This window comes from Pseudomonas sp. 22490 (genome assembly GCF_052044465.1).
Classification (GTDB): domain Bacteria; phylum Pseudomonadota; class Gammaproteobacteria; order Pseudomonadales; family Pseudomonadaceae; genus Pseudomonas; species Pseudomonas aeruginosa.
The window spans coordinates 350,559-367,614 of the sequence record NZ_JBQENS010000001.1; the positions used below are offsets into that span (position 1 = coordinate 350,559).

Annotated in this window: 16 protein-coding genes; 7 read left to right on the top strand and 9 right to left on the bottom strand. The window is 68.7% G+C overall.

The features are described from left to right. Positions 1 to 8: 8 nt before the first annotated feature. On the bottom strand, positions 9 to 1,364 hold the full coding sequence (locus ACTJJX_RS01535) for a 3-oxoacyl-ACP reductase (RefSeq protein ID WP_004352620.1): 1,356 nt from the start codon (positions 1,362 to 1,364) through the stop codon (positions 9 to 11). A 254-nt stretch (positions 1,365 to 1,618) separates the two neighbouring features. On the opposite strand from ACTJJX_RS01535, the gene ACTJJX_RS01540 reads away from it, so the two are divergent. Further along, positions 1,619 to 2,896: an acetyl-CoA C-acetyltransferase gene (locus ACTJJX_RS01540; RefSeq protein ID WP_003102247.1), complete on the top strand. Its 1,278-nt coding sequence runs from the start codon at positions 1,619 to 1,621 to the stop codon at positions 2,894 to 2,896. A gap of 324 nt (positions 2,897 to 3,220) precedes the next feature. Here ACTJJX_RS01540 and ACTJJX_RS01545 read toward each other — a convergent pair whose 3' ends face one another. Continuing rightward, positions 3,221 to 3,688, bottom strand: coding sequence for an Lrp/AsnC family transcriptional regulator (locus ACTJJX_RS01545; protein WP_003095262.1), 468 nt, complete (start codon positions 3,686 to 3,688; stop codon positions 3,221 to 3,223). 154 nt (positions 3,689 to 3,842) lie between these two features. Here ACTJJX_RS01545 and yedA point away from each other — a divergent pair, with 154 nt between their 5' ends. From yedA to ACTJJX_RS01575, 6 genes are all read left to right on the top strand, one after another. Further along, complete coding sequence (yedA, locus tag ACTJJX_RS01550; RefSeq protein ID WP_003161350.1) at positions 3,843 to 4,733, top strand: drug/metabolite exporter YedA; 891 nt, start codon at positions 3,843 to 3,845, stop codon at positions 4,731 to 4,733. Between the two features lie 33 nt (positions 4,734 to 4,766). Beyond that, the gene (locus ACTJJX_RS01555) at positions 4,767 to 5,012 is read left to right on the top strand and encodes a hypothetical protein (protein ID WP_016852168.1); all 246 of its coding nucleotides are present in this window, start codon (positions 4,767 to 4,769) and stop codon (positions 5,010 to 5,012) included. Between the two features lie 107 nt (positions 5,013 to 5,119). Then, positions 5,120 to 6,301 (top strand): cyclic di-GMP phosphodiesterase, encoded by a 1,182-nt coding sequence (locus ACTJJX_RS01560; RefSeq protein WP_003102241.1) that lies wholly within the window; start codon positions 5,120 to 5,122, stop codon positions 6,299 to 6,301. Between the two features lie 123 nt (positions 6,302 to 6,424). After that, on the top strand, positions 6,425 to 7,318 hold the full coding sequence (locus tag ACTJJX_RS01565; protein ID WP_003095255.1) for a PA4780 family RIO1-like protein kinase: 894 nt from the start codon (positions 6,425 to 6,427) through the stop codon (positions 7,316 to 7,318). Positions 7,319 to 7,407: 89 nt separating this feature from the next. Continuing rightward, positions 7,408 to 8,301 (top strand): EamA family transporter, encoded by an 894-nt coding sequence (locus tag ACTJJX_RS01570; protein WP_003102239.1) that lies wholly within the window; start codon positions 7,408 to 7,410, stop codon positions 8,299 to 8,301. After that, positions 8,298 to 8,864, top strand: coding sequence for a nucleotidyltransferase family protein (locus ACTJJX_RS01575; protein ID WP_016852167.1), 567 nt, complete (start codon positions 8,298 to 8,300; stop codon positions 8,862 to 8,864). The genes ACTJJX_RS01570 and ACTJJX_RS01575 overlap by 4 nt, the downstream gene beginning before the upstream one ends. Here the strand turns inward: ACTJJX_RS01575 and cueR are convergent. The 7 genes from cueR to ACTJJX_RS01610 all read right to left on the bottom strand — a co-directional run bounded on the left by cueR (position 8,833) and on the right by ACTJJX_RS01610 (position 17,045). Next, positions 8,833 to 9,231 carry a Cu(I)-responsive transcriptional regulator gene (cueR, locus tag ACTJJX_RS01580; RefSeq protein WP_003095248.1) on the bottom strand — a complete coding sequence of 133 codons (399 nt, stop codon included), beginning with the start codon at positions 9,229 to 9,231 and terminating at the stop codon, positions 8,833 to 8,835. The genes ACTJJX_RS01575 and cueR overlap by 32 nt on opposite strands. A 63-nt stretch (positions 9,232 to 9,294) precedes the next feature. Next, positions 9,295 to 10,728 carry a two-component system sensor histidine kinase PmrB gene (gene pmrB / locus ACTJJX_RS01585; RefSeq protein ID WP_003102237.1) on the bottom strand — a complete coding sequence of 478 codons (1,434 nt, stop codon included), beginning with the start codon at positions 10,726 to 10,728 and terminating at the stop codon, positions 9,295 to 9,297. A gap of 23 nt (positions 10,729 to 10,751) precedes the next feature. Continuing rightward, the gene (gene pmrA, locus ACTJJX_RS01590) at positions 10,752 to 11,417 is read right to left on the bottom strand and encodes a two-component system response regulator PrmA (RefSeq protein ID WP_003102236.1); all 666 of its coding nucleotides are present in this window, start codon (positions 11,415 to 11,417) and stop codon (positions 10,752 to 10,754) included. A 12-nt stretch (positions 11,418 to 11,429) separates the two neighbouring features. After that, positions 11,430 to 12,290, bottom strand: coding sequence for a hypothetical protein (locus ACTJJX_RS01595; RefSeq protein WP_003102235.1), 861 nt, complete (start codon positions 12,288 to 12,290; stop codon positions 11,430 to 11,432). 2 nt (positions 12,291 to 12,292) lie between these two features. Then, positions 12,293 to 13,420 (bottom strand): fused MFS/spermidine synthase, encoded by a 1,128-nt coding sequence (locus ACTJJX_RS01600; RefSeq protein WP_003102234.1) that lies wholly within the window; start codon positions 13,418 to 13,420, stop codon positions 12,293 to 12,295. Next, positions 13,420 to 13,902, bottom strand: a complete 483-nt coding sequence (speD, locus tag ACTJJX_RS01605) for an adenosylmethionine decarboxylase (RefSeq protein WP_003095236.1) — start codon at positions 13,900 to 13,902, stop codon at positions 13,420 to 13,422. The genes ACTJJX_RS01600 and speD overlap by 1 nt, the downstream gene beginning before the upstream one ends. Positions 13,903 to 14,228: 326 nt before the next feature. Then, a complete protein-coding gene (locus ACTJJX_RS01610; protein WP_003123510.1) occupies positions 14,229 to 17,045 on the bottom strand; it encodes an FAD-binding and (Fe-S)-binding domain-containing protein in 2,817 nt (938 codons plus the stop codon). Between the last annotated feature and the right edge of the window lie 11 nt (positions 17,046 to 17,056).

Below are 17,056 nucleotides of genomic sequence, written 5' to 3' on the forward strand. Positions count from 1 at the left end.
GGGCCGCCTCAGGCCCCCAGCAGGCTCTGCCCGCACACCCTCAGCACCTGGCCGCTGACCGCGCCGGACGACGGCTGGGCGAACCAGGCCACCGTTTCGGCGACGTCCTGCGGCAGGCCGCCCTGGCTCATGGAGTTCATCCGCCGGCCGGCCTCGCGGATGGTCAGCGGAATGGCGGCGGTCATCTGCGTCTCGATGAAGCCCGGCGCCACCGCGTTGATGGTGATGCCGCGCTTGCCCAGCGCCGGCGCCCAGGCCTGGGCCAGGCCGATCAGGCCGGCCTTGCTCACCGCGTAGTTGCTCTGCCCGAGGTTGCCGGCGATGCCGCTGATCGACGCCAGCAACACCACCCGGCCGTTGTCATGCAGCTTGCCGCCGTCGAGCAGGGCCTGGGTCAGCACCTGCGGGGCATTGAGGTTGACGTTGATCACCGAGTTCCAGAAGTCGCTGCTCATCTTCGCCAGGGTCTTGTCGCGGGTGATCCCGGCGTTGTGCACAACGATATCGACGCCCTCAGGCAGCACGTCCACCAGTTGCTGCCCGGCGTCCGCGGCGCAGATGTCGAGGGCCACGGCACGGCCGCCGAGGCGCGCGGCGAGGCCTTCGAGGGCCTCCCTGGCCGGCGGCACGTCGAGCAGCACCACTTCCGCGCCGTCGCGCGCCAGGGTTTCCGCGATGGCCGCGCCAATGCCGCGGGCGGCGCCGGTGACCAGTGCGCGCTGGCCGGCCAGCGGCTTGCTCCAGTCGTGGACCTGGGCGCTGTTGGCGGCAAGACGGATCACCTGGCCGGAGACGTAGGCGCTCTTCGGCGAGAGGAAGAAGCGCAGTGCGCCTTCCAGTTGGTCCTCGGCGCCCTTGCCGACGTACAGCAACTGCACGTTGCCGCCGCGACGGATTTCCTTGCCCAGGGAGCGGGTGAAACCTTCCAGGCTGCGTTGCACGCTGGCGGCGACCGGGTCCTTGAGAGACTCGGGGGGGCGTCCGAGGACCACCACCTTCGGGCACTTGTCGAGGCCCTTGAGCACCGGCTGGAAGAAGTCGCGCAGCGCCACCAACTGCTCGAAGCGGGTCAGGCCGCTGGCGTCGAACAGCACCGCCTTGGCCCGCGGGCTGTGCTCGGCGGTCCAGCGCGGCAGCTCGAACTGTCCCTCGACGGCGGCGAACACCGCGTCGGTCAGCTTGCCGGCGAAGGGCAGCACGGCCTCGGCCAGCGCGCCGCTCCCGCCGATCACCAGCGGGCCGTCCACCGGGCGCACCCGGCCGGCCTGCCAGCGCTCCAGGCGCAGCGGGGAGGGAAGGCCGACGGCGCCAACCAGGCGGCGGCCGACGGGGGAGTTGGCGAAGGCGATGTAACGATCGGTCATGGAACGGGCTCCCGGTGGAAAGGCTCCAAGGCTGAAGGTGGATTCCGCCGGCCAACGATGCCGAGGGAACGCGGGTAACAGTGTGGACAACTCTACGCAGCCACCTGTTCGCCGCAATTGACCGCGCTGACCGGGATAACGGCAGGGCGGCCAATGCGACGCGACCGGCTAAGGTTAGCCTGTGCGCCACTGACCGCTCAGTTAACGGGTCGAGCCTCGGCTCGGCGTAAACGATTCCAGCAAGGAGTTCTTCCATGACCCAGCTGCGCCGGGTCGCCATTGTCGGCGGCAACCGTATTCCCTTCGCCCGCTCGAACACCGTGTACGCCACGGCGAGCAACCAGGAGATGCTCACTTCCGCCCTGGAAGGCCTGGTGGAGCGCTACAACCTGCACGGAGAGCGCCTTGGCGAGGTGGTGGCCGGCGCCGTGCTGAAGCATTCGCGCGACTTCAACCTGACCCGCGAATGCGTGCTCGGTTCGCGCCTGGCCCCGGAAACCCCGGCCTACGATATCCAGCAGGCCTGCGGTACCGGCCTGGAGGCGGCGATCCTGGTGGCCAACAAGATCGCCCTCGGGCAGATCGACAGCGGCATCGCCGGCGGCGTCGATACCACTTCCGACGCGCCGATCGGGGTCAACGAGGGCCTGCGCAAGATTCTCCTCGAGGCCAACCGCGGCAAGAGCAACCTGGACAAGCTCAAGAGCCTGCTGAAGATCCGCCCGCGCCACGTGGTCCCGGCCATCCCGCGCAACGGCGAGCCGCGCACCGGGCTGTCGATGGGGGAGTCCTGCGAACTGATGGCGCAGACCTGGCAGATTCCCCGCGACGAGCAGGACAGGCTGGCCTTCGAGAGCCACCACAAGCTGGCCGCGGCCTATGAGGAGGGCTGGCAGAACGACCTGATGACGCCGTTCCGCGGCCTGACCCGCGACCAGAACCTGCGCCCGGATATCGACCTGGAGAAGATCGGCACCCTCAAGCCGGTGTTCGAGCGCGGTTCGCGCGGCACCCTCACGGCGGCCAACTCGACGCCGCTGACCGACGGCGCCTCGGTGGTACTGCTGGCCAGCGAGGAGTGGGCGAAGGCGCGCGGTCTGCCGATCCTGGCCTATTTCAAGGACGGCGAGGCGGCGGCGGTGAACTTCGTCGATCGCCAGGAGGGCCTGCTGATGGCGCCGGTCTACGCGGTGCCGCGGCTGCTGGCACGCAACGGCCTGAGCCTGCAGGACTTCGACTACTACGAGATCCACGAGGCCTTCGCCGCCCAGGTGCTCTGCACCCTGAAGGCCTGGGAAGACCCCGAGTACTGCAAGACCCGCCTCGGCCTCGACCAGCCGCTGGGCTCCATCGACCGCAGCAAGCTCAACGTCAAGGGCAGCTCACTGGCCGCCGGCCACCCGTTCGCCGCCACGGGAGGACGGATCGTCGCCAACCTGGCCAAGCTGCTCTCGCTGGCGGAGCAGGGACGCGGGCTGATTTCCATCTGCGCCGCCGGTGGGCAGGGTGTGACCGCGATCATCGAGCGGTAATCCAATAGGGCGAGCGGCCTTGTCGCTCGACGATGTAAGCAACTCCGTGACTTGGGCGGTGCCGTGCGAACGGGACCGCCTTTTTTTTTTGCTGGCGCCCTACGGTTCGGGTTCGTCGGCGGCGTTGGAGACAGCGAATTCGACGCTTGTACGGAGAATCCCCTCTCTCTTCAGGGAGAGAGTTGGGGTGAGGGCGGCTCCGCTATCGGCCGGGAGTGCCGCTGCGGCGGATAACGCCGTTGGCGTTATGCGCCCTACCGTTCGGGTTCGTGGCGGCGATGAAGTACGGATCCCGACGCCTGCCGGATAACCCCGGCGTAGGGCTCACGCCGCACATCCGCCATTGCCGTCCTGCCCCCGCAGGCTTGCCGGCTGGCGGTCGGCGAAGGGGGTGGAGAGGATCATCGAGGTCTTGCTGATGCCGAACTTCATCAGCCGGTCGATCAGGTCCTGCAGCTCCGGCATCGAAGCCACGGCGGCCTTCATCAGCACGCAGGCGTCGCCGGTGATCCGGTGGCAGAGGGTCAGTTGGGGGATCCGGGCCAGTTCGTCGAGCACCGACTGGCAATCCTTCTCGGTGATCCGCAGTTCGATCACGCACTCGATGGGCAGGCCGAGCTTGGCCAGGTTCACCGAGGCGTGGTAGCCGGTGATCACCCCTTCGGCCTCCAGCTTGGCCACCCGGTCGGCCACCGCCGGGGGCGACAGGTTGATGCGCCGGGCCAGTTCGGCGAAGGTCAGGCGGCCGTTGTCGATCAGGGCGGCGAGGAGCGCACGGTCGTATTTGTCCATGATGGGTCCCGGTTGTCGAATCGACGGAAAGCATGGCCGATTTCCATGGAAAGAAAAGTGTTACGTCCCGATAACCAGCGGCTGTGCCTTAACCGGCGGGTAGCGACCTCATAAAATGAAGTCTTTCTCCCGCCTGCCCTGTCGAGTGCTTTCCATGCCTGCCCGTCGCCTTCCGCTGTTGCTTTTCGGTGCGTTCTTCGCCCTGTACTTCATCTGGGGCTCCACTTACCTGGCGATCCGCTTCGGCGTCGAGTCCTGGCCTCCGATGCTGATGGCCGGGGTGCGCTTCGTCATCGCCGGCGGCCTGATGTTCGCCTGGTTGCGCTGGCGCGGCGCGCCGTTGCCGACCTGGCGCGAGTGGCGCGGCGCGGGGGTCGTCGGAATCCTCCTGCTCAGTTGCGGCAACGGCGGGGTGACGGTGGCCGAGCACTGGGGCGTGTCTTCCGGGGTGGCGGCCCTCGCGGTGGCTACGGTGCCGCTGTTCACCCTGCTGTTCAGCCAGTTGTTCGGCCAGCGCAACACCACGCTGGAATGGGGCGGCATCGTGCTCGGGCTGTTCGGCATCGTCCTGCTCAACCTCGGTTCGAACCTCCAGGCCAGCCCTGCCGGCGCCGGCCTGATCCTGTTCGCCGCCGCGTCCTGGGCCTTCGGCTCGGTGTGGAGCCGGCGCCTGTCGCTGCCGGCCGGACCGATGGCCAGCGCCGCGGAAATGCTGGTCGGCGGCGCGGTGCTGCTGGTCGGCAGCCTGGCCAGCGGCGAGCGCCTGGAGCATTGGCCGAGCACCAGCGGCTGGCTGGCGCTGGTGTACCTGATCCTGTTCGGCTCGATCATCGCCTTCAGCGCCTACCAGTACCTGCTGCGCAACGTACGGCCGGCGGCGGCCACCAGCTATGCCTACGTCAATCCGGCGGTGGCGGTGTTGCTCGGCACCCTGTTCGCCGGCGAGCGGATCGGCGGTATCGAGGGGCTGGCGATGGCGGTGATCATCAGCGCCGTGGTGCTCATCGGCCTGCCCCAGTGGCGCGCCAGCCGCGCCGCCGCCTGAATGCCTTAAGCGATCCCTAAGGCGGGCTGCGCCATGATGCGGCGCAGCGCCCGGATGGGCCGGGCTGACGGGGGTACGAAGATGAAAGCGCTGGTCATCGGTGTGGTCCTGGTGTTCCTTGGCGGTTGCGCCAGTCACGTGAGCCCCGGCGGCAAGGCCATCGAGTCGCCGATCAAGGAGTATTTCGGCCAGGACCCCATCGAGCGCCGGGCCTTCGGCGAGAGCGAGAACGGCGCCGAGGCCGAGGATTCGCCACTGCGTTTCCGCCTGACGCCCTGAACGGTCGCCCCGGGCGCCTGACCGGACGTGCAGAAGTCGTCTCCAGCGTCTTCAATACGGAATGACGGTCGCCGCCAGGCGGCCCCGTAGCGAAGGCCGGAGGGGCGATGGAGAGCATGCTGGACAGGCCCGAGCAGGAACTCGTGCTGGTGGTGGACGACACCCCGGACAACCTGCTGCTGATGCGCGAGCTGCTCGAGGAGCAGTACCGCGTGCGCACCGCCGGCAGCGGCCCGGCCGGGCTGCGGGCAGCCGTCGAAGAGCCGCGCCCGGACCTGATCCTGCTCGATGTGAACATGCCGGGCATGGACGGCTACGAGGTCTGCCGACGGCTCAAGGCCGATCCGCTGACCCGCGACATCCCGTTGATGTTCCTCACTGCCCGCGCCGATCGCGACGACGAGCAACAGGGCCTGGCCCTGGGCGCGGTGGATTACCTGGGCAAGCCGGTGAGCCCGCCGATCGTCCTGGCGCGGGTGCGCACCCACCTGCAATTGAAGGCCAATGCCGATTTCCTGCGCGACAAGAGCGAATACCTGGAACTCGAAGTTCGCCGTCGCACGCGCCAGCTGCAACAGTTGCAGGACGCCGTCATCGAAGCCCTGGCGACCCTTGGCGATCTTCGCGACAACCCGCGCAGCCGCCATCTTCCGCGTATCGAGCGCTATGTCAGGCTGCTCGCCGAGCACCTGGCGGCGCAGCGGGCGTTCGCCGACGAGCTGACTCCGGAGGCTGTCGACCTGCTGAGCAAGTCGGCGCTGTTGCATGACATCGGCAAGGTCGCGGTGCCCGACCGGGTCCTGCTCAACCCCGGGCAACTGGACGCCGCCGACACCGCCCTGCTACAGGGCCATACCCGCGCCGGGCGCGACGCCCTGGCCAGCGCCGAGCGGCGGCTCGGCCAGCCTTCCGGATTCCTCCGCTTCGCCCGGCAGATCGCCTACAGTCATCACGAACGCTGGGATGGCCGGGGCTTTCCGGAAGGCCTTGCGGGCGAGCGGATTCCCCTGGCGGCGCGGATCGTCGCCCTGGCCGACCGCTACGATGAACTGACCAGCCGGCACGCCTACCGGCCGCCGCTGGCGCATGCCGAGGCGGTGCTGCTGATCCAGGCCGGCGCCGGCAGTGAATTCGACCCACGGCTGGTGGAGGCCTTCGTCGCCGTGGCCGACGCTTTCGCCGAGGTTGCCCGGCGCTACGCCGACAGCGCCGAGGCGCTGGACGTGGAGATGCAGCGGCTGGAACAGGCGGTGGCGGAAAGCATCGAACTCACCGCGCCACCGGCCTAGTACGCCGATCGGTGCGCAGTCCGGCGGAAAGCCGGCGCGTCCGGCTGTGCTCGGCACGGCGTTTGCCGTATAACGTCAGACCCTTTGCCTTACACATTGGCCCCGAGGAACCGCGTAGCACCGATGAAGACACCCAGACGCCTGGAACCGTTGATCGAAGACGGTCTGATCGACGAGGTCGTGCGCCCGCTGATGAGCGGCAAGGAAGCCTCGGTCTATGTGGTGCGTTGCGGCGACAGCCTGCGTTGCGCCAAGGTCTACAAGGAAGCCAACAAGCGCAGCTTCCGCCAGGCCGCCGAGTACCAGGAGGGCCGCAAGGTCCGCAACAGCCGCCAGGCGCGGGCCATGGCCAAGGGCTCGAAGTATGGCCGCCGCGAACAGGAGGAAGCCTGGCAGAATGCCGAAGTGGCGGCCCTGTTCCGTCTCGCCGGGGCCGGTGTGCGGGTGCCGAAGCCCTATGATTTCCTCGATGGCGTGTTGCTGATGGAACTGGTGGCGGACGCCGACGGCGATGCTGCGCCGCGTCTCAACGACGTGACGCTGGAGCCCGACGAGGCACGGCGCCACCACGCTTTCCTGATCCGCCAGATCGTCGCCATGCTCTGCGCCGGCCTGGTGCACGGCGACCTCTCCGAGTTCAACGTCCTGCTCGGTCCGGACGGCCCGGTGATCATCGACTTGCCGCAGGCGGTCGACGCGGCCGGCAACAACCATGCGTTCAGCATGCTCGAACGCGACGTCGGCAACATGGCCGCCTACTTCGGCCGCTTCGCCCCGGAACTCAGGCAGACCCGCTATGCCAAGGAAATGTGGGCGCTCTACGAAGCCGGCGAGCTGACAGCGGAAACCCCGCTCAGCGGCACCTTCGTCGAAGCCGAAGAGGCCGCCGACGTGCGCGCGGTGCTCCGCGAGATCGAGGCCGCGCAGCGCGAGGAGGCGCGTCGCCAGGCGCTGCGCCAGGCCGACGACGCGCCGCGTGGCGAGCGCGAGGAACCGCCGCCGCCCTGGTTGCAGTGAGCGGCTGGCGGATGTTTTTTCCCGCCAACTGTATCGCGACCCTTGCGCACGCAACTGCTAGCGTGGCCTGAAGTTTTCCGGAGGCCGCCATGCCTGTTGCACATATCCTGCTCGCCCTGCTGGTGACCCTGATCTGGGGTCTGAACTTCGTCGTGATCAAGGTCGGCCTCGGCGACTTCCCGCCGCTGCTGTTCTGCGCCCTGCGCTTCGCCCTGGCGGCGCTGCCGCTGCTGGTCCTGCGCGGGCCGATGCCGGCGCCGTTCGGACGCATCCTGCTGATCGGCGTGCTCCTCGGGGTGGTCAAGTTCGGCCTGCTGTTCGTCGGCATGGCCCAAGGCATGCCGGCCGGGCTGTCGTCGCTGGTGCTGCAGAGCCAGGTATTCTTCACCATCCTCATCGCCGCCCTGTGGCTGGGCGAGCGGCCGACGCCGCGCGGGTTGTTCGGCCTCCTGCTGGCGGCGGCGGGGCTGGTCCTGATCGGCCTGGAACGGCCGCTGGGAGACAGCCTGCTGGCATTCCTGCTGGTGGTCGCCGCAGCGCTGGCCTGGTCCTTCGCCAATATCGCCACCAAGCGTTCCGGGGCCACCGACATGCTGCGCCTGATCTGCTGGGTCAGCCTGGTCCCGCCGTTGCCGCTGCTGGCGCTTTCCTATCTATTCGAAGGTCCGCAAGCCATCGAGCGCGCCGTGCTGAACATGAGCTGGGGCGGCTTCGGCGCGCTGCTCTACATCGCCTTCGGCGCGACCACGGTGGGCTTCGCCATCTGGAGTTTCCTCCTGCGCCACTACCCGGCCAGCCTGGTGACGCCGTTCGCCCTGGCGGTGCCTGTGTCGGGCATGCTCGCCGGCTGGCTGCTGCTCGGCGAACGCCTCGACCTGGACAGCCTGCTGGCCTGCGCGCTGGTGTTCGTCGGGCTGGCCATCACCCTGTTGCCGGCCAGCCTGCTGCGACGCTTCGCCTGGCCGGTGCGGCGGTTGGGATGAAAACGGCGGAAGACATCCTCGCGCTGATCGCCGCCGATTCCTCGCGCCTGCATCTGCTCCGCGTGCTGCGCGAGGTCGGCCCGGAGGGCGCCTGGATCGGCGCCGGCTTCGTGCGCAACGCGGTATGGGACCATCTGCATGGCTACGGCGAAGCCACGCCGCTGGCGGACATCGACGTACTTCATTTCGCCCCGCGGGCCCTCGACCCGCAGGCCGACGCCGACTTCGAGGCCGCGTTGCGCCGTTGCTGCGAGGTACCCTGGTCGGTGAAGAACCAGGCGCGCATGCACCTGCGCAACGGCGACCGGCCCTACCGGGATTGCGCCGATGCGCTGTGCCACTGGGCGGAAACGTGCACGGCGGTGGCGCTGCGGCTCGTCGGCGAACGCCTGGAGCTACTGGCACCGCTGGGCGTCGACGACCTGCTGGCGCTGAAGGTGCGGCCCACCGCGCATTTCGCCGGCAAGCCGGAGGTCTACCGGCGGCGCCTGCGGGAGAAGAACTGGACGGCGCGCTGGCCGCTGCTGGATATCAGTGGCAGCAGCCAGACGCCAGGTCCTTGAGGATCGGGCAGTCGGGGCGGTGGTCGCCCTGGCAGTGCTCGACCAGGTCCTGCAGGGTGTCGCGCAGGGTGCTGAGCTCCTCGATCTTGCGATTCAGCTCGCGCACGTGCTGCGCCGCCAGGGCCTTGACGTCGGCACTGGCACGCTGGCGATCCTGCCAGAGGGTGAGCAGCTTGCCGACTTCGTCGAGGGAGAAACCGAGGTCCCGCGAACGGCGGATGAACGCCAGGGTATGCAGGTCGTTCTCGTTGTAGTGGCGGTAGCCGCTGGCGCTGCGTCCGGCTGGGCGGAGCAACTCGATGGACTCGTAGTAACGGATCATCTTCGGCGTCAGTCCGCTTTTCTTCGCCGCTTCACCGATGTTCATCCGGGTCTCCTGGGAGGTTGCGAAGCCGCTAGCCTATCCCTTTCCCGGCCAATGCGCAGGCTATCAGATATGTGACCGCCCGCTGTCCGGACCTCTGGCCGGCGGCCGCGTCGCGTCCGGCTGGGTCTTCGGCAGGAACACCTGCACTTCCAGCCCTTTGCCCTCCAGTCCCTTGCCCAGGCCGATACTGCCGAAGTGCAGTTCGACGATGCGCTTGACGATCGGCAGGCCCAGGCCGCTGCCCTCGCCGCTGCTGGTGGCGGGGCTGCGGTAGAAGCGGGTGAAGATCGCCTGCTGCTCTTCCAGGGCGACCCCGGGGCCGTTGTCGCGCACCCGCAGCACGGCGTGCTGGGCGCGATTCTCGACGCGGATCTCGACCTGGCCCCCGGCCGGTGTGTAGCGCAGGGCGTTGCCCACCAGGTTGCCGACCATCGCCTTCAGCCACAGGTCGATGCCCATCACGTGCACGGTCTCCTGGTGCAACGACAGCTCGATGTCCTTGTCGATGGCCTGGCGCGCCAGTTCGGAGAGTACGTCTTCGGCCAGGGTGGCGAGGTTGACCGGGTGGAATTGCTCCAGCAGGGCGTCGCCGTCGAGGCGGGCGAGGAGCAGGATCTGCTCCATCAAGGTGCTGATCCGCTCGACGCTGCGACTGACTTGCAGCAGGCCGCGGGCGTGGGCCTTGGGGTCTTCCGAACGCAGCGCGACCTGGGCATGGGTGCGCAGGCTGGCCAGTGGCGTGCGGATCTCATGGGCGGCGTCGCTGGTCAGTCGGCGTTCGGCCTCGAGGGCGGTGCGCAGACGCTCCAGCAGGAGGTTGAGTTCGTCGATGAGGCCGCGGATCTCCAGCGGCACCGCTTCCACCGCGATCGGCTGCAGGTGTCGCGCGGAGCGCTGCTGGACCTCGGCCTGCACTTCGCGTAGCGGCGCCAGGCCGCGGGCAACGCCGAACCAGACCAGGCCGCCGAGCAACGGCAGCGCCAGCAGCAGTGGGAACAGCGAGTAGAACAGCAGCAGGTTCATGGTGTGCTGGCGGTAGATCAGGTTTTCGCTGATCCAGATCTGGAAGCCGTCGATATTCAGCTGGAGCACCCGCCAGTGGGTGCCCTGGGCTTCCACGGTGCTGAAGCCGGGGCCCTGGGCCGTGATCTCCGGCGGCAGGTTGAGGCTCGACAGCAGCGGCTGGCCGTCGCGCCACAGGGCGTAGCCGAGGGCGCTTTCGCGGCGCAGCAGGGGCAGACCCTGGATCGCTTCGCGGCTGCGTTCGATGATCTCGGTGATGGAGCCGTCCTCGCCGGCCTGGTCTTCGGTGGCAAGGTCGAGCAGGCGCAGGGCGGCTTCGCCGAAGTCCACCATGTCGTCGTCGAACAGGCGGTTCACCTGCTTCAGCGAGAGGTGGTAGGTCAGCGCCGCCACGCTCAGCCAGCACAGCACGAAGCCGACCAGCAGGTTGACCAGCAGGCGCCGGCGGACGGAGGGGACGGCGGCACGGGACATCGGGGGACTCCGGTAGGCGGTTTTCAGGGCGCCGGCTGGTCGATGCCGTAGCCGATGCCGCGGACGGTGCGGATCAACTGGTTGCCGAGCTTGCGCCGCAGGTGGTGGACGTGGACTTCGATGGCGTTGCTCTCGACGTCGCCGCTCCAGCCGTAGAGGCTCTGCTCCAGTTGGTTGCGCGAGAGCACCTTGCCGCTGTTCTCCAGCAGCAGGCGCAGCAGTGCGTATTCGCGCGGCGCCAGTTCCACCGCCTGCCCGGACAGGGTCACCTGGTGGGTCGCCGGGTCCAGGCGCAGCTCGCCGTGCACCAGTTGCGGCAGGGCGCGACCGGTGGTGCGGCGGGTCAGGGCGCGCACCCGTGCCTGCAGTTCGTCGAGATCGAAGGGCTTGGTCAGGTAGTCGTCGGCACCGCTGTCGAGCCCGGCGACCCGGTCGGCCACCTTGTCCCGCGCGGTGAGCAGCAGCACCGGGGTGAGCAGGCCCTGGTGACGCAGGTTGCGCAGGATGTCCAGGCCGCTGCGGCGCGGCAGTCCGATGTCGAGCACCAGCAGGTCGAACTCGTCGGTGACCAGCGCGTTCTCCGCGGCCACGCCGTCGGTCACCCATTCCACGGTATCGCCTTCCAGGCGCAGCCCGGCGCGGATGCCGTCGCCGAGCAGCAGGTCGTCCTCGGCCAGCAGTATTCTCATGGCAGCCTCGTTTCAGTGATTCCACAATTCCCACAGGCTCAGGCCGGCCTCCAGCAGGAGGATGGCGACGATCAGCCATTCGACCCGCAGTTCGCCCCGGAAGTAGCGGTATTCGCCGAGGCGGTCGGCGGCCAGTTCGTAGAGGTCCTGCAGCACTTCGATGCGGTCGTCCAGGGTCGCCAGGCGATCGTGCACTTCGGCCTGCATGGCCAGTTCGTTGTAGAGCCGGCGCACAGCGCCGTTCAGTTGCAGCGGCGGCTTCTCCAGGTGCGACTCCAGGCGGGCATAGGCCATGCGCCAGAGTGTAGTGCGTCGCACCTGCCGGTTCACATGTTCCTGGCGCCGCAGGGCGGCACGGCGCGGTAGCTGGGTCAGTTCGACATCGGCCTGGGCCGGTTCCCAGGCCGCCGCGGTCTCGCCTTCCAGGCGGCGCAGGTGACCTTCGTGCCAGGCGAAGACGGCCAGGCCTTCGAGCAGCTCCCGGCAGCGCTCGGGGTTGCCGATGACCAGCGCGCGGCCGGGGCGCCACAGCACCCGCTCGCCGAACGAGGGCGCTTCCAGGGTCGGCTGGCGCTCGTCCTCGCCGGCGGCCATCCAGGCTTCCAGGCGCTGGCGCCAGGCGTGCCCGGTCTGTAGCCCGGCGTTGGCGAAGATCACCAGCAGCTCGTCGTCGACGGCGGTCTCCGGCAGTTCCGCGTCTTCGCTCAGCTCGATGCGTTGCGCCAGGACGGCCAGCGCCGGCTGCGGATCGCGCAGGGTGGCCAGTAGCGGCAGGCCGCCGCCGTCCGCGGCGGAGCGGAAGCGTACCCGGTGCAGCAGGCAGGGCGCGCCGTTGACGGCCAGCGGTACGCTGGCCAGGGGAGCGGCGGACATCTTCAGGTCCTCGCCAGGGCCGGCAATTGTGCCGGGCCGAACTCGATCTCCTCGATATCCGGCGGTGCGACGAAGGGTACGCCGTCTTCCAGTACCGGTCCCGGTTGGGCGAGCAGGAAGCGGGTTTCCCGGTCCATCACGAAGCAGGCCTTGAGGTAGTCGCCGTCGAGGTGGTCGAGCCACAGCGGGCCGAGCTTGCGTTCGATGCGTCGGTCGATGTCCTCGGCCTGCCAGTGGTTCGTGTCGAGCCAGTCGGAAGCCAGCAGGAAGCCCCAGGAGGAGAGGAACGAGGGCACCGTGGCGCGGTAGCTGTGGACCTGGGAGAAGACACTGCGCAGGGTGCGGGCGAGGGCCGCGTGGGGCTTGTCGTCGCTGTGGGAGAACTCCAGCCCCTGCACCGCGACCACCCCGCCCGGTCGCAGGCGCGAATGCAGCAGCTCGTAGAACTGGCGGGTATAGAGAGCCTGGGCCGGGCCGTTGTCGAGCATGTCGACGACGTCGATGATGACCACGTCATAGAGCGACGGGTCGCGCTCGAGATAGGCCCGGCCGTCCTCGGCGAGCAGTTCGCAGCGTGGGTCGTCGAAGGCGCCCTGGTGCCACTGGAACAGGTGTTCGCGACACAGTTCCACCAGCTCCCGGTCGAGATCGACCATCACCGCCCGCCGCACGCTGGCATGGGACAGCACCTCGCGCAGGGTGGCGCCTTCGCCGCCGCCGATGATCAGTACGTCGCGCGGCTCGTCGTGGGCGAGCATGGCCGGCTGCACCAGCAGCTCGTGGTACAGCGACTCATCGCTCTCGGCGCTCTGGATCGCGCCGTCGAGCATCAGCACGCGGTCGTAGTTGTAGGTGTCGGCGATCAGCACGTTCTGCCAGCGCGTGCGGCCCTGGTAGAGCACCCGGCGCAGGCGGTAGACGTACTGGTCGAAGGGGTCGCTGTCCTCGATCGCGGTGATCGCGCCGTCGCCTTCCAGCAGCGGGTCCGGCGGATAGAAATAGAAGTGGTTCGGCGGCAGCGGCGGCAGCCCGGCGGCGACCTCCGCCGGCACCAGGCCGGTGAGGTCGACGGCGTAACGGGCCTGGCTCAGGTCGGGAGCCAGCGGGGCGCGTTCGATCGGCGTATCCATCAGGCCACCCCCGTGCCCTGGCCCAGCGCCCAGCGCAGGGTCGGGCTGTCTTCGTCGACCGGGCCATTGCCGGCCAGGCTGCGGCTGAGCAGCCCCAGGCGATGGCCGCCGAGGCCGCGGTCCATGCTCGAGATCAGGTGCCGACGGCTGCCCAGGCGTTCGCTGAGCACGCGCACGGCCTGGGCGCCATCGAGTACGTCGCCGCAGGTGAACACGTCGACCGCGGCATAGCCGTACTCCGGCCAGGTATGGATCGCCAGGTGCGATTCGGCGATCACCACCACGCCGGAGATGCCGATCGGGCTGAACTTGTGGAACGCCGAGGTGATGATGGTGGCGTTGGCCTGGCGGGCGGCCTCGAGCATGCTTTCCTCGATCCACTGGATATCGTCGAAGCGCTGGTCGACGCAGTCGAACAGCTCGATGACCAGTTGCTTGCCGAGCACGGTGATCGGATCGAGTCGCAACGGTTGAATTGCCATGAAGGCCTCCTGCTTCCGTTTCGGCGAGGGATGTCCTCGCGGTGGAAGGCACGATAGGCGCGGCTGACTTAAGAGGTGCTTAACGACGGATTTTTGCCCGACCCGGCGCGGGCCGACGACGCCGGAGCAGCCATTTCGCCTGACGTAGGGCGAACAGCGCCAGCGGCGCTATCCGCCGCTTCTGCGGAGCATGGCCCGGCGGATAACCGCGAGCGGTTATTCGCCCTACCGGTGGGCGTCGTGAGGTAGGGCGAATAGCGCCAGCGGCGCTATCCGCCGCTTTTGCGGAGCATGGCCCGGCGGATAACCACGAGTGGTTATTCGCCCTACCGAGGCGCGCCCTTCGCCTGCGTCACCCGGTCCACCAGGTAGACCACCCCGCGGTAGTCGATCCCGCCGTGCTCGCTGAGGCCGATCTCGCAGGTACGGCTGGTGGATACGCCTTCCTCGCAGAACTGCACGGCATCCTTCAGGCTGCGCAGGGAGTGAGCGTTCAGTTCCGGCGTGGTGAAGCCCTTGTCGCCGGCGAAGCCGCAGCAGTGGATGCCTTCCGGGATCACCACCTTGCGGGTGCAGCGGCCGACCAGGTCGATCAGCGCCTGGCTCTCGCCGAGGTGCTGGGTGCTGCAGGTGACGTGCACCGCTACCGGTTTGTCCTGCGGGATGAACTCCAGGCGATCGAGCAGGTGACTGCGGATGAATTTCACCGGGTCGTGGATCTGCAGCCGCGGATCGTCCAGACCCTGGACCAGGCGCAGGGTGCAGGGACTGGTGTCGCAGTAGATCGGGTCGAGGCCGCCGCGGCTGGCCTGGAGCAGGGCGGCGAGCAGCTCGTCGCGCTTGTCGTCGGCCTGCTTCGCATACCCCTTGGACGCGAACGGCTGGCCGCAGCAGAGGTTGTCCAGGTTATCCGGGAACACCACCTGGTAGCCGGCCTTTTCCAGTAGACGGCGGGTCTTGTCCAGCAGCGGCTCGCGCTCTTCGTCGCCGAAGGCCGGGCCCATGGCACGCGAGACGCAGGCGGCGAGATAGACCACCCTCGGCCGCTCGTCGTCGAGCGGGGCGGTCGGCGGCGCCAGGCGTACCGGCTGCGGCAGCGCCGGCGTCCATTGCGGCACGCGGCCGCCGCTGGCCTGGCTGAGGCCGCGGCTGGCCCTGGCCAGCAGGGGCGCGCCAAGCAGGCGCCGGGCGCCGTCGGCAGCGAGCAGGGCGAAGCGCGCAGCACGCATGGCTCCGGCAAAGTTGCGCGCCAGCCAGGTGGCGCCTTCGGCGTGGCGGGCGTCGGCGCCGCGCAGCTTGCGGATCAGCTCGCCGGTGTTGATGTTCACAGGACAGCGCTGGGCGCATAGGCCGGTGGCGGCGCAGGTGTCGATGCCCTGGTAGCGGTAGTCGCGCTCCAGCGCCGTGGTGTCGACGCCGGCGCGCTTCTTCGCCTGGATGTCGCGCCACAGGACGATGCGCTGGCGTGGCGTGAGGGTCAGTCCGCGCGACGGGCAGACTGGTTCGCAGAAACCGCACTCGATGCACTTGTCGACGATCTCGTCGGCAGCCGGCAGCGGCTTGAGGTTCTTCAGGTGGCTCTGCGGGTCGTCGCTGAGGACCACACCCGGGTTGAGGATGCCGCGCGGGTCGAGCAGGCGCTTGAGCTGCCACATCAAGCGATAGGCGTCCTCGCCCCACTCCAGCTCGACGAACGGCGCCATGTTGCGCCCGGTGCCATGCTCGGCCTTCAGTGAGCCGCCGTACTCCACCGCCACCAGGTGCGCCACGTCGTCCATGAACGCTGAGTAGCGGGCGATCTGCTCGGGCGAGTCGAAGCCCTGGGTGAAGACGAAGTGCAGGTTGCCCTCCAGCGCGTGGCCGAAGAGGATCGCCTCATCGTAGCGGTGCTTGTCGAACAGCTCGATCAGGCGGTTGACTCCCTCGGCCAGTCGTTCGACGGGGAAGGTGACGTCCTCGATGATCACCGTGGTGCCGGTCTCGCGCACCGCGCCGACAGCCGGGAAGGTGTCCTTGCGGATGCGCCAGAGCTGGTTGTAGACCGCCGGGTCTTCGCTGAAGTCGACCTGCTTCTCCAGCGGATATTCGGCGATGGAGGCCATGATCCGCCCGAGCTGTTCGTGCAGCAGCGTGCGGCTCGCCGCGCGGGACTCGATGAGCAGGGCGCAGGCACCGGCGGAAAGACTCTTCACCCATTCCGGCATGCCCTGCATGTTCTCCACCGAGCGCAGGCTGCGCCGATCGAGCAGTTCCACCGCCGAGACCGGCTGGCGCTTGAGCACCGCGACCGCCGTGCAGCAGGTTTCCACCGTGGGGAAAACCAGCAGCGCCGAGGCCTTGTGCGGGTGTTCCGGGACGGTGTCGTAGGTCACCGCGCTGATGAAGCCGAGGGTGCCCTCGGAGCCGACCATCAGGTGGGTGAGGATGTCCAGCGGCTCGTCGTAGTCGACCAGCGCGTTCAGCGACAGGCCGGTGGTGTTCTTCAGCCGGTACTTGTGGCGGATCTTCGCGGCCAGTTCGGCGTTGGCGCGGGTCTCGCGGCCGAGTTCGGCGAGCCGTTCCAGCAGCTCGCCGTGGCTGGCGCGGAAGGCCGCGACGCTGGCCGGGTCCTCGCTGTCCAGACGGGTGCCGTCGGCCAGCAGCAGGCGCAGGCCGGCGAGGGTGTGGTAGCTGTTCTGCGCGGTGCCGCAGCACATGCCGCTGGCGTTGTTGGCGACGATGCCGCCGATCTTGCAGGCGTTGATCGAGGCCGGGTCGGGACCGATCTTGCGGCCGAACGGCGCTAGCCAGGCGTTCGCCTGGGCGCCGATGACACCCGGCTGCAGGCGGATCTGCGCGCCGTCGGCGCGGATTTCCCGGCCGTTCCAGTTGTCGCCGAGGACGAGCAGCACCGAGTCGCTGATGGCCTGGCCGGAGAGGCTGGTGCCGGCGGCGCGGAAGGTCACCGGGACCTGCTCGCGGTAGGCGGCGGATAGGATCGCGGCGACCTCGTCCTCGCTTTCGACGCGCAGCACCAGCTTGGGAATCAACCGGTAGAAACTGGCGTCGGTGCCGAAGGCCAGGGTCGACAGCGGGTCGTCGAAGCGGCGTTCGCGCGGTATCAGCCGCTCGACGGTCTCGAGAAAGGGAATCGGCAGGCTCATCGGCTTTCCTC

What these genes read in the sequence shown, in the direction of transcription:
- ACTJJX_RS01535 (WP_004352620.1), bottom strand. Translation starts at nt 1,364, where the DNA reads ATGACCGATCGTTACATCGCCTTCGCCAACTCCCCCGTCGGCCGCCGC.
- ACTJJX_RS01540 (WP_003102247.1), top strand. Translation starts at nt 1,619, where the DNA reads ATGACCCAGCTGCGCCGGGTCGCCATTGTCGGCGGCAACCGTATTCCC.
- ACTJJX_RS01545 (WP_003095262.1), bottom strand. Translation starts at nt 3,688, where the DNA reads ATGGACAAATACGACCGTGCGCTCCTCGCCGCCCTGATCGACAACGGC.
- yedA (WP_003161350.1), top strand. Translation starts at nt 3,843, where the DNA reads ATGCCTGCCCGTCGCCTTCCGCTGTTGCTTTTCGGTGCGTTCTTCGCC.
- ACTJJX_RS01555 (WP_016852168.1), top strand. Translation starts at nt 4,767, where the DNA reads ATGATGCGGCGCAGCGCCCGGATGGGCCGGGCTGACGGGGGTACGAAG.
- ACTJJX_RS01560 (WP_003102241.1), top strand. Translation starts at nt 5,120, where the DNA reads ATGGAGAGCATGCTGGACAGGCCCGAGCAGGAACTCGTGCTGGTGGTG.
- ACTJJX_RS01565 (WP_003095255.1), top strand. Translation starts at nt 6,425, where the DNA reads ATGAAGACACCCAGACGCCTGGAACCGTTGATCGAAGACGGTCTGATC.
- ACTJJX_RS01570 (WP_003102239.1), top strand. Translation starts at nt 7,408, where the DNA reads ATGCCTGTTGCACATATCCTGCTCGCCCTGCTGGTGACCCTGATCTGG.
- ACTJJX_RS01575 (WP_016852167.1), top strand. Translation starts at nt 8,298, where the DNA reads ATGAAAACGGCGGAAGACATCCTCGCGCTGATCGCCGCCGATTCCTCG.
- cueR (WP_003095248.1), bottom strand. Translation starts at nt 9,231, where the DNA reads ATGAACATCGGTGAAGCGGCGAAGAAAAGCGGACTGACGCCGAAGATG.
- pmrB (WP_003102237.1), bottom strand. Translation starts at nt 10,728, where the DNA reads ATGTCCCGTGCCGCCGTCCCCTCCGTCCGCCGGCGCCTGCTGGTCAAC.
- pmrA (WP_003102236.1), bottom strand. Translation starts at nt 11,417, where the DNA reads ATGAGAATACTGCTGGCCGAGGACGACCTGCTGCTCGGCGACGGCATC.
- ACTJJX_RS01595 (WP_003102235.1), bottom strand. Translation starts at nt 12,290, where the DNA reads ATGTCCGCCGCTCCCCTGGCCAGCGTACCGCTGGCCGTCAACGGCGCG.
- ACTJJX_RS01600 (WP_003102234.1), bottom strand. Translation starts at nt 13,420, where the DNA reads ATGGATACGCCGATCGAACGCGCCCCGCTGGCTCCCGACCTGAGCCAG.
- speD (WP_003095236.1), bottom strand. Translation starts at nt 13,902, where the DNA reads ATGGCAATTCAACCGTTGCGACTCGATCCGATCACCGTGCTCGGCAAG.
- ACTJJX_RS01610 (WP_003123510.1), bottom strand. Translation starts at nt 17,045, where the DNA reads ATGAGCCTGCCGATTCCCTTTCTCGAGACCGTCGAGCGGCTGATACCG.